General features: G+C 51.2%; 11 protein-coding genes. 9 read left to right on the plus strand and 2 right to left on the minus strand.

All coding sequences use genetic code 11. The features are described from left to right. Window positions 1–64 precede the first annotated feature (64 nt). Window positions 65–331: a 30S ribosomal protein S20 gene (gene rpsT / locus RBT11_18075; protein MDX9788691.1), complete on the plus strand. Its 267-nt coding sequence runs from the start codon at window positions 65–67 to the stop codon at window positions 329–331. A 31-nt stretch (window positions 332–362) separates the two neighbouring features. Here the strand turns inward: rpsT and RBT11_18080 are convergent, their stop codons facing one another. Further along, window positions 363–863 carry an LptE family protein gene (locus RBT11_18080; GenBank protein MDX9788692.1) on the minus strand — a complete coding sequence of 167 codons (501 nt, stop codon included), beginning with the start codon at window positions 861–863 and terminating at the stop codon, window positions 363–365. Between the two features lie 67 nt (window positions 864–930). After that, window positions 931–3522, minus strand: coding sequence for a leucine--tRNA ligase (gene leuS / locus RBT11_18085; GenBank protein MDX9788693.1), 2592 nt, complete (start codon window positions 3520–3522; stop codon window positions 931–933). A gap of 708 nt (window positions 3523–4230) precedes the next feature. On the opposite strand from leuS, the gene RBT11_18090 reads away from it, so the two are divergent. From RBT11_18090 to topA, 8 genes are all read left to right on the plus strand, one after another. Then, a complete protein-coding gene (locus RBT11_18090) occupies window positions 4231–5694 on the plus strand; it encodes an Rne/Rng family ribonuclease (GenBank protein MDX9788694.1) in 1464 nt (487 codons plus the stop codon). 73 nt (window positions 5695–5767) lie between these two features. After that, entirely contained in the window at window positions 5768–6562 is a 795-nt protein-coding gene (locus RBT11_18095; protein MDX9788695.1) for a hypothetical protein, read from the plus strand. A gap of 162 nt (window positions 6563–6724) precedes the next feature. Next, a complete protein-coding gene (yajC, locus tag RBT11_18100; GenBank protein ID MDX9788696.1) occupies window positions 6725–7066 on the plus strand; it encodes a preprotein translocase subunit YajC in 342 nt (113 codons plus the stop codon). Between the two features lie 152 nt (window positions 7067–7218). Continuing rightward, window positions 7219–8796 (plus strand): protein translocase subunit SecD, encoded by a 1578-nt coding sequence (gene secD / locus RBT11_18105; protein ID MDX9788697.1) that lies wholly within the window; start codon window positions 7219–7221, stop codon window positions 8794–8796. 105 nt (window positions 8797–8901) lie between these two features. After that, a complete protein-coding gene (secF, locus tag RBT11_18110; protein MDX9788698.1) occupies window positions 8902–9936 on the plus strand; it encodes a protein translocase subunit SecF in 1035 nt (344 codons plus the stop codon). Between the two features lie 99 nt (window positions 9937–10035). After that, window positions 10036–10791 carry a tol-pal system protein YbgF gene (ybgF, locus tag RBT11_18115; GenBank protein ID MDX9788699.1) on the plus strand — a complete coding sequence of 252 codons (756 nt, stop codon included), beginning with the start codon at window positions 10036–10038 and terminating at the stop codon, window positions 10789–10791. A gap of 22 nt (window positions 10792–10813) precedes the next feature. Continuing rightward, window positions 10814–11926 carry a DNA-processing protein DprA gene (dprA, locus tag RBT11_18120; GenBank protein ID MDX9788700.1) on the plus strand — a complete coding sequence of 371 codons (1113 nt, stop codon included), beginning with the start codon at window positions 10814–10816 and terminating at the stop codon, window positions 11924–11926. Between the two features lie 174 nt (window positions 11927–12100). Next, entirely contained in the window at window positions 12101–14389 is a 2289-nt protein-coding gene (gene topA, locus RBT11_18125) for a type I DNA topoisomerase (GenBank protein MDX9788701.1), read from the plus strand. The last annotated feature ends 203 nt before the right edge of the window (window positions 14390–14592 follow it).

The following is a 14592-nucleotide window of genomic DNA, read 5'->3' on the forward strand; positions in this document are numbered from 1 at the left end:
CCCCTGCCATTGGATAATTAACTGGGTTTAAAATTTCCATTATTATTGAAAGGAGTTTCTTACATTGGCAAATCATAAATCGGCTTTAAAACGCGCAAAACAAAACGACATCAAACGGTCACGCAATAAAACGGTAAAATCAAGGGTCAAACATGTTGTCAAGGAGATGCGCACGGCAGCCAAGGATCTGCCGGCCGAAGAATTGGCAGCGAAACTCAACGAGGTAAAATCGGTCATCGATAAGGCCTCCAAAAGCAACATCTTGCATAAAAACACCGCCGCTCGAAAAATTTCACGATTGGCCAAACTGGTCAATTCGGTATCCGCATAGAAAAGGGCCGCCGGGTATACCAACCCGGCGGCTAAAACTGATCGGTCAGTCGATAGTAGGCCTTCTCAGCCAATCGCTTGGAAAGTTTTCTGACGGCCGCACGACGGTTTCGGTCCGTCGTCTCCCTATCTATTTCCACCAGAAACACCTCGTTATCGCTCATCCGTTTCGACCATAGCAGCGTGCCGTCCGAACCGGTCAATCGAAGTGAAACCACCAGGCTGACACGCCGCTCCTGCGAGGTGTTGGTGCTGATGCGGGATATGGTCCCTTTTGATACGGACTCAATTACGCCGGCCAACCGGGCGTCCGCACGATGTTCTGTGCCGGCCAAAGTACCATTTCGGGTAAATTCGTAAATGAGATCGTTGGTAAGAATGCTCTCCGCGCCGGTTTCATCGGTCCGATTCTCAAACATGGCAACAAACACTTGCTTGACGTCTTTTGGCAAGGCGCCGCCGCCGGTCAACCGGTATCCGCAACCCGAAATCATTAACACGAACACCAGCCACCCAATCCAATATCTTCTCATTCTTATCCTTTTTGTTCGTTGCGCCGCCGGCATTTTCGGACCAGCCGACTCAACGGACTCCCGGTTGTTAAACAACGATATTGACCAATTTGTGTTGAACCACGATCACTTTTCGAATCGGTTTCGGCTCGATAAATTTAAGAACCCGCTCGTCGGTCAGCGCAATATGTTTGATTTTTTCATCCGAGGCATCGGCACTGATCGTAAACCGGTGTCGCAGCTTGCCGTTTACTTGCACAACGATCACCACATCATCTTGAAGCAGCGCATCCTCCCTGTATTCGGGCCACGGCGCCTGTAAAACGCTCGTTGAATAGCCAAGCGCCTGCCGGAGTTCCTCTGAAAAATGCGGCACAAATGGCGCCAAAAGAAGCGCGACCGATTCCAGCGCCGTGCGGCATACCCCGGCAGTGTGAGGTTCCGTCCCCGTCGGTTCCATCGTATGCATGGCATTGACCAGTTCCATAATGGCGCTGATGGCCGTATTGAAATGGAACCGTTCTTCGATATCGATACCGACCTTTCGAATGGTCTCATGCGTCTTTTTATAGAGCGCCTTTGTGGCGCCTTCCAGATGTTCCATAGGTCCGCTGTATGCGGCTTCGGCGCCGATCACATTCAGCCAGGAATAGGCCAGGCGCCACACCCGGTTTAGGAACCGGAATCCCCCTTCCACGCCGGTTTCACTCCATTCCAAATCCCTTTCCGGAGGCGCGGCAAACAGACAGAACAGGCGGGTGGTATCGGCGCCGTAATGGTTGAGCAGCAAGTTCGGATCAATGACATTTTTTTTGGATTTTGACATTTTCTCCACACGACCCACGACCACAGGCCGGCCGCATTGAACACACTGCCGGCCGGTGTCTGCTTCCTCCGCCTCATCCGGCAGCAAAAAACCGTGCGTCGGGCAGGCGACCGTCTCTTTGCAGACCATGCCCTGCGTCAACAATCGGGTAAACGGCTCTTTATAATCGACCAGACCCAATGCCTGCAAAACCCGTGTGAAATACCGGGAATAAAGCAAATGAAGTATGGCATGTTCCACACCGCCGATGTATTGGTCCACCGGCATCCAATAATCCACCTCCGCTTTTTCGAACATGCCGGTATTGCAGCGGGGACTGCAATAGCGCTCAAAATACCAGGACGACTCCACAAAGGTGTCCATGGTATCCGTCTCCCGGCGCGCATTGCCAAATCCGCATTTAGGGCAGGTCGTGCGTTTAAAATAATCCAGTGTCGGCAGCGGACACCCGCCCCCTTCCAAAAGATCCGCATCCTCGGGTAGAATAATCGGCAAGTCTTCTTCCGGCACCGGCACAATGCCGCAAACGGGGCAGTGAATCATGGGAATGGGTGCGCCCCAATACCGCTGCCTTGAAATGCCCCAATCCCGAAGTCGAAAGCTCACCGTTTTCTTCCCCTGGTTATTTTCTTCCAGGTAAGCGGCAATGGCATCCTGCGCCGATTTATTTTCCATGCCGTCAAATTGTCCCGAATTGGCCATGATGCCTTCGCCCGCATAAGCCTCGCTCATGGCAGCGGGGTTCAAACCCTCGCCTTTGGGCTGCACCACCGGAATAATATCCAGGCTGTATTTTCGGGCAAAGTCAAAATCCCGCTGATCATGAGCCGGTACCGACATGATGGCGCCGGTGCCGTATTCCATCAACACAAAGTTGGCCGTGTAAACTGGCATCCGTCTGCCGCTCAGGGGGTTGATGCAATAAGCGCCCGTGAAAACGCCTTCCTTTTCATAGGATTCTAAGGCCTTGGACGATCGATCCTGCATGGAAATTCGATAGATGAATTCATCCACCGCGTTGGCATAATCGGTTCCTGCGGCAAGACGGGGCACCATCGGGTGCTCAGGGGCCAGACACATAAAGGTGGCGCCGAAAACCGTATCCGGCCGTGTGGTAAATACCGGCAGCACTTCATCCCTGCTCTCGATGGGGAACCGAATTTCAGCGCCGATGCTTTTCCCGATCCAGTTTTTCTGCATGCTGATGACCTTATCCGGCCACCCGGGAAGCATGTCGCAATACACCAGAAGATCTTCGGCATATTCGGTAATTCGGAAGAACCACTGCCACAGCTTTTTCTGAAAGACCTGTTTTCCGCATCGCCAGCACAACCCCGCCTCCACCTGCTCGTTTGCCAAAACGGTCTGACAGGTGTCGCACCAGTTCACATATGATTCTTTTCGATACGCCATGCCTTTTTCATACATTTTCAGAAAAAGCCATTGCTCCCACCGATAATATTCCGGACGACAGGTCGCTATCTCCCGGTCCCAATCGTAAGAAAGGCCCAGCCGCTTTAACTGACTGCGCATCTTGTCGATATTGTTGTAGGTCCACTTGGCCGGGTGCGTTTTGTGGGCAATGGCGGCGTTTTCAGCCGGCATGCCAAATGCGTCCCACCCCATGGGGTGCAACACGTTAAATCCCTTCATTCGCTTATACCGTCCCACCACATCCCCGATGGTATAATTGCGCACATGTCCCATATGAATATTGCCGGAAGGATAGGGGAACATCTCCAGCAGATAGTATTTCTCCTTTTCCGGATCCGCATGAACTTTAAAGAGGCCGTTGTCTATCCAATAGTTCTGCCATTTGGATTCAATACGTTCCGGTTCGTACTTTTCTTCCATTCGTCTTTTTCCCTCTGAATAGGTTCTCCCGTAGCCGGCCTGATGGCTTTCGGCTGCCAAACCTCCAGGACAGGAAACGGGAATTTAACATGTCACAACGCTTTCATCGCGCTTTGCGCCGCCATGAGGCAGCTTTCAGTAACTGTTTTCCATGCCATAATACAAGGTAAATAGCAATCCGTTTATCCATTCCCCCCGGGCAACCGCATGTACCCCATAGCCCGCTTCAGCCTTGAGAAAAATCAGATTCCAGCTGCGGCAAACTCACGCGGAACGCGTTCAAACAGTGCCGCAGCTTCCATCCGATCCCCCTCAAGGCTTTCGCTCCCGGCTGTTCATTTCTACATGCGATTGCCCGGGGGTAATCGGGGGGCTATGCCAAAGACCCGCGTGGGGCTGAGCTTCAATAAGCGCCTATGAGTTGCCCCGCCGCTACTCCGTTCAGCCGGTATATAAGCCGGTAAGTTTCAAAGGAATAACAGGGGAACGCAATCAGAAATCAATTGACTTGTCGGAAACAATTGCATAATTATGGAAAAAACAAAAAATTAGGAGCAGTTACCATCTTATTGGCATCCCCCGGGAAAGGGAAGTTAACCCGGTGTGCGCTTTGTATTTCAAGGCCGGGTTACACCTTATAACTGTCTTTGCCGGGAAACAGCCATTAACGCGACATATCAACCAAGGAGGAAAAAAGACAACGATTATATGACAAACAGAAAAATTCTAATCAATGCCGTCGATGTGGAAGAATGCCGGATCGCAAATGTGCTGGATAGCAAACTAGAAGACTTCCAGATCGAAAGCACTATGCGGGAAATCACTCATGGCAATATCTACAAAGGGATTATCACCCGTGTCGAACCCAGTCTGCAGGCCGCGTTTGTGGATTATGGGGCCGAGCGGCACGGCTTTTTACAAGACCATGAAATTCATAGCGATTATTTTCAAGAAAACCAAGCTGGTGAAAAAGGAATCAAACAGAAGATCAAGCGCGGTCAGGAGCTGATTGTACAGGTGACCAAGGACCCGGTCGCCAGCAAAGGCGCCATGCTGACCACCTATATCTCTTTAGCGGGCCGTCACATCGTCCTGATGCCGGGAAGTAAAAACAGAGGAATTACCCGCAAACTGGAAGATGAGGCGGAACGGCAAAAACTCAAGGAGATAATTGCCAACTTAAAGGTTCCGGAAGAGTACGGACTCATTGTCAGAACGGCCGGCATTCAAGGTTCAAAGACCTTATTTGCAAATGATTTAAAATACTTGTTAAAGCTTTGGAAAACCATTAAAGACAAGGCGGTCAGCGAAGAGGCGCCCGCGCTGCTTCACAAGGAGAGAAATCTGTCGGTTCGATCGATTCGGGATTATTTTACACCAGATGTCACGGAAATTCTGATCGATAATGAAGACATATACAAAGAGGTAAAGGACTTTGTTCATATTATCTCTCCGAAAAACACCCGCATCATTAAATTATACAAGGGCGACAAACCAATTTTCAGTAAATACCAGCTTGAAGAGCAAATCGCCTCCATCTATGAAAACCGGGTAAAACTAAAATCCGGTGGGTCGATCGTCATCGAACAAACCGAAGCCCTGGTGGCCATCGATGTCAATTCGGGCAAAATGACGCATCAGAAATCCATTGAGCATACCGCGCTGGAAACCAATCTGGAAGCCGCTGAGGAAATCGCTCGACAATTAAAACTTCGCGACTTGGGCGGGCTGATTGTACTCGATTTTATTGACATGAAGGACGGCAAACATAAGCTTGAGGTCGAGCGTACCTTGAAAACCCACCTCAAAAAGGACAGGGCTCGCTCAAAAGTAGGAAAAATCTCCCAGTTCGGACTCATTGAAATGTCAAGGCAGCGAATCCGACCGTCCATTGAATTCGGCAGCTACGAACCATGCCGGCATTGCCGGGGAAAAGGCATTACGGCCTCCAAGGAATCCCTGAGCTTGAGTTTTTTACGAAAACTCCGCTCTGAAACATTGAAAGACGGTGGCCCCATGGTCCTTGGCATCGTACCGCCGGATGTCGCGGATTACCTGTTAAACAGCAAGCGAAAAGAGATTATCGATCTGGAAGTCCGCCGGAATCTTTCCATTCGAATACAAGGCAACCCTGAAATGGTGCCAGGGGAATGCGAGGTGTGCCGGGACTAAGCAGTGTTGACACGTTCGGGGTAATCCTGTATCAAAAATTTCAACTTCGATTCCGGGTAAAAAGGAACAATTCATGCGCCGAAAACCATCTGATAATCCGAACAGTCGGCTGGCGTTGCTGGTGCTGGGCGCGTTCATCCTTGCCGTTATCGCTGCAGCCGTCACGCTATGGCATGGCAAACAGCCCGAAACGCTTCCTGAAGCGCAAACCGGGCCGGTAACGGCGCCCATCCCTGAAAATCAGGTGATCACCTATGAAGAAGCCGGCAAGGAGGCTCCCTCCAAAGAGATCACAGCGCAACGAAAATCGCAATTCGGCATGGATAAGGGGGTTGATCTTATCGTCAAAGCGGATGAATCGGTCAAAATCGGCGACACAACGATTTCCATGCAGGAAATTCTGAAACATATTCAGCTGAAAAAAGGCGACATCGTCGAAAAGAATGTCGGTAATGCCGTTCCCGAGCCTTCACCGGCGGCCGGGCATCACGGCAATGCCGCGCCATACGCCAATGCATACGGCATCTATGTTGTGCAACCATTGGACAATATCTGGAATGTACATTTTCAGTTTTTGAGGGATTATTTCAAACAGCGGGGCATCGCGCTCTCGCTGGTCAGCGACGAGCCCAATCGCAGGGGGTTTAGTTCGGGCGTCGGGAAAATACTTAAATTTTCCGAGAACATGGTCTACATCTACAATCTCAGGGAACGCAAACTGGATGTGGATTTGGATACCATTCAACCGTTAACCAAAATCGTAATCTTTGATATGGGTCGGGTTTTCACCCTTTTGGATCAAATTGATGACAAGCGAATCGACCACATTCAATTCGATGGCGAAACCTTATGGATACCCGCTCAATAATGACACGAAGTGTTTGACCTTATCCGGCATTTAAAGTATATGAGCCCCGATCTATTGATATTTTTTTTCTGAGTCCCGTTTTTTTTTCAAAGGGCTGTTTTAAGCCGTACCACTCGACACATACATGCTTAAAACCGGCCCTTAATTCAAAGGAGGGTTGTCTTGGGTAATATCGCTTATGCAATGGGCCAAGGGGGTGCGGCCGGAGCACAGGGAGGCGGAGGCTTTGCGGCCCTGGTTCCGTTGATTTTAATGTTTGTTATTTTTTATTTTCTGCTAATCCGCCCCCAACAAAAGAAAGCCAAAGAACACCGGTTGATGGTTCAAAACCTGAAAAAAGGGGATCGCGTGATCACCTCCGGCGGCATACATGGCCGAATTACCGGAATGGATGAAACAACGCTCACCGTGGAAATTGCAGACAAGGTCCGTGTCAAAGTGACGCGGGGAAGTATTTCAGGCGCTGTCCCCGCAACCGAGACAGCACCACCGCCAAAAAAATAAGCTGCGGTTGAACGCCATTTAACATGGTAAAACCCAAAGCCCCGAATGATGGGCCTATTTAATGCGCCTATCAGCCTTACGGGGCTTTCCTGTGGTAGAGGTTTCGCGGCAACCCGATAATTTGTTGCGCAGGAAAGAAAGGAAACGATCAATTGAAAAGCATTTCATGGAGATTGGCGGCTACTGTCGTTATTGTTCTGGCAGCGCTTGTGTACATTCTGCCTACGATCAAGCCCGGTGTCTGGCCTCATAAGAAAATAAATCTCGGGCTGGATCTTTTGGGGGGAATGCATCTGGTTCTTGAGGTGGAAACGGACAAGGCTGTTGAGGGAACAATCGACCGAACCAGCGAGGAGATGAAAAGCCTACTGAAAAAAGAAGGGATTCGATACAAACAGATCGAGCGGATCAAGGGCAACGAGATTCAGGTTCAGTTGAACGCTCAGGATATGGTGGATAAATACGAAAAATTCCTGAATGCCGAGTTTCCCGAGCTTAAAGAACTTTCCCGCGCGACAGACAACGACACGCCGATCTTCATCTACGGTCTTCCGGAAAAAGAAATCACGCATCTGAAAACCTTGGCAGTGGATCAGGCCTTGGAGACCATGCGCAACCGTATCGATCAGTTCGGCGTCAGCGAGCCGGACATTCGGCGACAGGGTGAGAATCGGCTCCTGATTCAAATGCCGGGCATTAAGGATTCAAACCGGGCCAAGGATCTGATCGGCCAGACAGCGCTGCTGGAGTTTAAGCTGGTAGCGGAAGGCGCCGATACCGCTGCCGCTGAGAAAGGAAATCTGCCGCCCGGCACGGAACTGTTGTACGAAGTCGAAACCAATCCCGAAACCGGGCGAACCGTCAAAACCCCCTTTGTGCTGAAAAAAAAGGCGCTGCTGACCGGTGCTTCGCTGATCGACGCAAAGGTTCAAATTGACGCTCAGTATAACGAGCCCTATGTCACGATCGATTTCGATCAAAAAGGCAGCCGGCTTTTCGCCGAAATCACCGAGGCCAATGTTAATAAGCGCCTGGCCATTGTTTTGGACAACAAGGTGCAAACCGCACCGGTGATTCAGGAAAGAATCGGGGGAGGTAAAGCCCGTATCACGGGCCGTTTCACAGCGGATGACGCCCATGATCTGGCCATCGTCCTTCGGGCCGGCGCTCTGCCCGCACCGGTTAAGATTTTGGAAGAACGGACGGTCGGCCCTTCCCTGGGCGCCGACTCCATTCACCAGGGTATCGTCTCCGTGCTCGTGGGGGGGCTCCTGGTCGTCGTTTTCATGGCAATCTATTATAAGGGGTCCGGGCTGGTTGCCGACCTGGCCCTGATACTGAATATTTTGTTGATCGCCGGTGGGCTGGCTGCATTTCAAGCCACCCTCACGTTGCCGGGTATTGCCGGTATTATTCTGACCATCGGCATGGCCGTAGATGCCAATGTATTGATTTTTGAAAGAATACGTGAAGAAATGGCCCTCGGAAAATCGCCCATGGCCGCCGTGGATGCCGGGTATGACCGGGCCACGCTGACGATTCTGGATGCCAACGTCACCACACTGATCGCCGCGCTGGTGCTCTTTCAATTCGGTACGGGACCGGTGAAAGGCTTTGCCGTCACACTGAGTTTAGGTGTTGTATCAAGTGTTTTTACCGCCCTGGTATTCACGCGATATTTATTCGACCTCTATCTGGTGAAAATAAAATCCAGAACGCTGAGCATTTAGGCAAGCGTTTGCTGCGGCAATGGCAGAAGATCCGCGCCTGTAACGGCACGGACCGTACCAGCACCCGACCACATTTTCTGTACTGAGCTATAAAGGATATAATCCATGCAGTTTATAAAGCCTGATATCAACATCGATTTTATCGGAAAACGCAAAATCGCCTATACCGTCTCCGCCGCCTGTATTCTGATCACATTTTTACTGCTGCTGTTTCAGGGAGGCCTCAAATACGGCATCGACTTTGCCGGCGGAACCGTCATTCAGATCAAATTCCAAAATGCGGTGGCAATCGACAACATCAAGGCCGGCCTTGGCACCCTGAAGCTTGGCCACTCCTCCGTGCAGCGCTTCGGCGAACGCGAAGACAATGAATTTTTGATTCGAACAGACCGGTTCGATATGCCGATCGAGGAATACACGAAACAGATTGAAGCCGCGCTGGCATCCGCGGGCGGCGGGTCGGTCGAAATTCGCCGAGTCGAAATGGTCGGTCCGCAGGTCGGCAAGGATCTTCGGGAAAAAGCCGCCTTTGCGCTCTTTTATACGCTTCTTTTTATTGCCATTTATATCTCCGGCCGTTTTGAAATGAAATGGATGCTCAGCGGCGTCATGGCCGCGGCCCTGATCGGAACCGTGTATTTTCTTTCCCTATTGGGCGTCAGCATTCCCTACCTGATTGCCGCGGCATTGGCGCTGACCCTTGTTCTGTTCTGGATTCTGAGCCTCAAATACGCCATGGGCGCCATTGTGGCCCTGATTCATGATGTCATCATTACCGTGGGCGTTTTTGCCGTTTTCGACAAGGAGTTCACGCTGCCGATCGTCGCAGCGCTGCTGACCATCGTGGGATACTCCCTGAACGACACCATCATCGTATTCGACCGAATTCGGGAAAACTTGAAAAAACAACATAAAAGCCCTTTTGACATCATCATTAACCGCAGCGTAAATGAAACCCTCAGCCGGACCTTGCTGACCGCCGGCACCACCTTGATCGTGTTGATCGCTTTATTGATCCTGGGCGGCGGCATCATTCATGATTTCGCTTTTGCTCTGACCATAGGCGTTGTCGTGGGAACCTACTCATCGGTTTATGTTGCAAGCCCGATTCTGATGGCATGGAGCAGAAAACAAAAATAATGGGGGGATGCCATATCCGTTATTCATATGCCGATAGTCGGTTGAGGGTGGAAAAGGCAAATGCGGCTGAACATCAATTGAAAGCGAGAGGCGCTCATCATGATTAAAGCCGTTGTGATGTTTTTCGCACCATGGATTATACTCGGTCTTTTTTCATGTGCGCATAACCAGCCCTCTACCTCACAAAGCTCGGATATAGCCGCACTCGAAAAAAAAGTAGCGGAAACAAACGAAAAGGTCGACACCCTTGTTCAGCGCATGTCGGTTCTGCAGCTCATGGTGGATTCTCAGCAACGATCCCTTCAGGATCTGAAAAACGAAAGTCAACGATCTGCTTCCGTGTCAACCGGGCCGGTCGCGGTGGACAATATTTCTGAAGGGGCGCTCACAGCTCAGGCACCCTCGACTACGGCCGCATTCGAGGTTTCCCCCCCGTTTAAAGAGCCTGCCCCCCCCGTAAAAACAAAACAGTCGCCGGATGCCGACGCCCTTTATAAAGAGGCATACGGCCTTTTCCAAAACAGGCGTTTTCAGCCCGCCATGGAACGTTTTGACACCTTTGCGGCCCGATACCCAAGTGATAATCTGGCCGACAACGCCCTGTTCTGGGCCGGTGAATGCCGATATGCGCTTAAGGATTATACCGGCGCGGTGCGGTCTTTCAAAGCCGTATTAACTATCTACCCGGAAGGCAATAAGGTTCCGGACAGCCTGTTAAAACTCGGTTATTCCTATCTCGCACTGGGAGACAACCAAAATGGAACGGATTATCTGAAAAAGGCAATCAAAAACTACCCCTTCAGCTCGGCGGCGGTCAAGGCGGAGCAAAAGTTGAAGCTGGTGACAAACAGATAAGTTCACATGGCGATGGTACCCCATGGAAAATGTTCTGCCATGGTTGATGTTAAAAAGTGTGCCGGGCATCGGAAATGTCCTGTTAAAAAGGCTGATTGAACATTTTCAGGCACCGGCTCGCGTGCTGGGCGCTTCTGTGGAAGCGCTGATGCAGGTGGACGGCATATCAACTCGATTGGCCGGCAATATACGGCAACACAGAAACACGGATTCGATTCACCACGAATTGAATCTTATTCACCGAAAAAAATGCCGCTTCGTTCCCCTTACCACAGCGGATTACCCTTCATTTTTAAAAGAGATTCCAGACCCGCCACCCTATCTCTATGTTCACGGCACACTCAGCGATACGAGCCGATGTATCAGCGTGGTCGGCTCCAGGCGGGCATCCTCATACGGCCTGGCCGTCACATATCAGTTATGCCGCGATCTCGCAGCGGCTGGTTTCACGGTCGTCAGCGGATTGGCAAGCGGTATTGATACGGCCGCCCATAACGGTGCACTGGCGGGAAAAGGAAAAACACTAGCCGTTTTGGGCAGTGGGCTGTTAAATATCTATCCACGAGAAAACGAGCGCCTGGCAATGAATATCGCGGAAAACGGCGCCGTCATCTCCGAGTTTCCCCTTGAGGCCAAACCCGAACCGCATCATTTCCCCGCCAGAAACCGGATTATCAGCGGTCTGAGTCTCGGCACCATCATCGTGGAAGCCGCCGCAAAAAGCGGCTCCCTGATCACCGCACGCCTGGCGCTTGAACAAAATCGGGAGGTATTCGCCGTGCCCGGCAGCATTCGGTCTATGAAAAGCAGCGGCGCACACGGGCTCATCAAACAGGGCGCCATGCTGATCGACTCGGCCCGGGACGTGATTGAAGCGCTTGCGCCGATGATAAGCGGGCCATCCTCGATAACGACGCCCCCCGGCCCGGATAACAACGCGCCTAACGGTCTTTCCGAACAGCAACGTCGTATTCTAAAAACGCTCAGCGTCATACCGGTTCATATTGACGAACTGTCCAGAGAACTGTCACTCCCGGCCGGCACGCTGTCAGGTGCCCTGCTCAAGCTGGAATTACAAGGCCTTGTCAGGCAAAGCACCGGCGGTTTTTTTTATACCATACCGCCCGGCGGATAAAAAAACACAGTTCAAATGATCCGGTCATCACGATTTTTTAGGCCTACCCCTTGCAAGTGCCGATATAGTCGGATATGCAGGTTTGACTATTTTTTCGCGAACAGACCATGCAAGTAACCGCTCCGGGCCCTAAAATAATTCTTTTTCCGGACGGATGCCAAACAAGGAGTTATTGTGAGCAAACCGTTAGTTGTCGTAGAATCACCCACCAAAGTTCGAACCATTAAAAAATACCTCGGCAAGGACTATAATGTCGTCGCCACAGTGGGTCACATCAGGGATCTGCCTGCAAAAGAAATCGGAATCGATATCGAAAACGGCTTTAAACCCGATTACCAAAATATCCCCGGCAAACAGCAAGTGATCAGCGCCCTGAAAAAGGCCGCTGAGGGTGTCACGGACGTTTATCTCGCCCCTGACCCGGATCGCGAAGGAGAGGCCATTGCGTATCATACGTCCGAAATTCTGAAAAAAAAGGGACGGAATTTTTATCGGGTTTTGTTCCATGAACTTACCAAAACCGGCATCCTGACCGCCATCAACGCCCCGGACACGCTTCAACATCCCAAATACGAAGCCCAACAGGCCAGAAGAATACTGGATCGGCTCGTGGGATACCAAGTCTCCCCCCTTCTATGGCGAAAGGTCAAGGGTGGGCTTTCCGCAGGACGCGTTCAGTCGGTGACGGTTCGCATTATCTGCGAAAGAGAGCGCGCCATTCAGGCTTTCGAACCGGTGGAATACTGGTCCATCACCGCGCATCTGGAAAGCGGTAACCCGCCGCCTTTTACCGCCAAGCTGGTTCGCAAAGGCGACGAAAAAATAACCATTCCGGACGAGAAAACCGCCACGGGCATTTTAAATGAGTTGGCGGGTGAACCGCTGAGCGTGGAAAAGGTTCAGAAAAAGACGACCACCCGAAATCCGCTGCCGCCCTTCACCACCAGCAAGCTACAACAGGAGGCGATTCATAAGCTTCGGTTCTCGGCCAAAAAAACCATGATGGTCGCGCAGCAACTCTACGAAGGAATTGACCTGGGCCCGGGAGAACCGGTAGGCCTTATCACCTACATGCGAACCGATTCGACCCGTATCGCCGCCGAAGCTGCACAGGATGCCTTGAAACTCATCGGTGAAAAATTCGGCGCGGCGTATCCAAACGAAAAACCGCGTTTTTTTAAGAACACGAAAAAGGTTCAAGACGCGCATGAAGCCATTCGGCCGACCGCCGTATATAACACGCCCGATGAAATCGCGCGCTACCTCTCCCCGGATCAACTGGCCCTATACCGGCTCATCTGGCAGCGCTTTATCGCCTCCCAGATGAAACCGGCACTGATCGATCAAACCTCTGCAACGATTAAAGCCGGGCTTTACCGGTTCAACGCCAGCGGCTCGACCGTGAAATTCCCGGGATTTATGGCGCTGTATATGTCGGCAGACGAAGAGGCGGCCAGCAGTATGGAAAAAGGAAAGGAAAAGCTTCCCGAACTATCCGAAGGCATGCCGATCACCCTCTTGAAATATGATCCCAAACAGCACTTCACGCAGCCCCCGCCCCGGTTTTCCGAAGCTTCGCTGGTCAAAGAGCTTGAAGAGAACGGCATCGGCCGGCCGAGCACCTATGCTGCCATTTTATCGACCATTCGGGATAAAGGCTATGTGGAGCTTCTTAAAGGCTATTTCAGGCCCAGTGAACTGGGCTTTATCGTCAACGATTTATTGGTGAAAAGTTTTCCCGATGTGTTTGACGTCGATTTCACGGCAAAAATGGAAGATAACCTTGATCGTATCGAATCCGCTGAAATCGATGCCCTCAATGTCCTGACCCAATTTTACCAGCCCTTTAAAAGTGAACTGGATGTTGCGATCAACAGCATGATCAGCGTCAAGGGGGTCGGCATTCCCGCGGGCATCACCTGCCCCCAGTGCGGTGCGCCGGTGAATATCAAATTGGGGAAAAACGGCCATTTTCTGGCCTGTAGCGGCTACCCGAACTGTCGGTTTACTCGGGATTATGTGCGCAATGAAAAAGGACATATTCAGATTTCCGAACCTATCGCCGATGAAATAACAGATAAGCTCTGTGATAAATGCGGGCGGCCCATGGTGATCAAATCCGGCAAATACGGCTCTTTCATGGCCTGTAGCGGGTTTCCGGACTGTAAGCACACCGTCTCCATAGGCGCCACCGATCAGGGAAAAACCACCGGCGTGCCCTGCCCCGAACCCGGCTGCACGGGTGAACTTACGGAAAAAAAATCAAAACGCGGCAAACTATTCTACGGCTGCAACCGATACCCGGACTGCAAATTCGCCATGTGGGATAAACCCGTGCCCGAAGCCTGTCCGCAATGCGGCGCAAAATTTCTGGTTGAAAAAGTAACCAAAAAGGACGGCCTGTTTCTGATATGCCAAACCAAAGGATGCGGGTATAAAAAAATGATCAGTGGAGAAAAATAAGGAGCGCCCGGGCATTTTTTCAAAAGCCGTTATTCCCCGGCAGCCCTTTAATTTCCCCCCTGATTTTTGGATAACTTAACACCCGCTATTTTTCCAGTTTCTTTTTTTCCTGCTTGGCTTTGCGTTTTTCTTTAATGGATTTAGCGGGCTTTTTTTTGTCCTCTTTGCGGGTATCCTGTGCTTTTGACATGGGGTTCCTCCTG

The organism is Desulfobacterales bacterium (assembly GCA_034003325.1).
Lineage (GTDB): Bacteria > Desulfobacterota > Desulfobacteria > Desulfobacterales > JAFDDL01 > JAVEYW01.

Bases quoted from the DNA above. Each gene is read 5' to 3' on its own strand.
- RBT11_18080 (MDX9788692.1), bottom strand. From the start codon at position 863: ATGAGAAGATATTGGATTGGGTGGCTGGTGTTCGTGTTAATGATTTCG.
- leuS (MDX9788693.1), bottom strand. From the start codon at position 3,522: ATGGAAGAAAAGTACGAACCGGAACGTATTGAATCCAAATGGCAGAAC.
- RBT11_18090 (MDX9788694.1), top strand. From the start codon at position 4,231: ATGACAAACAGAAAAATTCTAATCAATGCCGTCGATGTGGAAGAATGC.
- RBT11_18095 (MDX9788695.1), top strand. From the start codon at position 5,768: ATGCGCCGAAAACCATCTGATAATCCGAACAGTCGGCTGGCGTTGCTG.
- secF (MDX9788698.1), top strand. From the start codon at position 8,902: ATGCAGTTTATAAAGCCTGATATCAACATCGATTTTATCGGAAAACGC.
- ybgF (MDX9788699.1), top strand. From the start codon at position 10,036: ATGATTAAAGCCGTTGTGATGTTTTTCGCACCATGGATTATACTCGGT.
- dprA (MDX9788700.1), top strand. From the start codon at position 10,814: ATGGAAAATGTTCTGCCATGGTTGATGTTAAAAAGTGTGCCGGGCATC.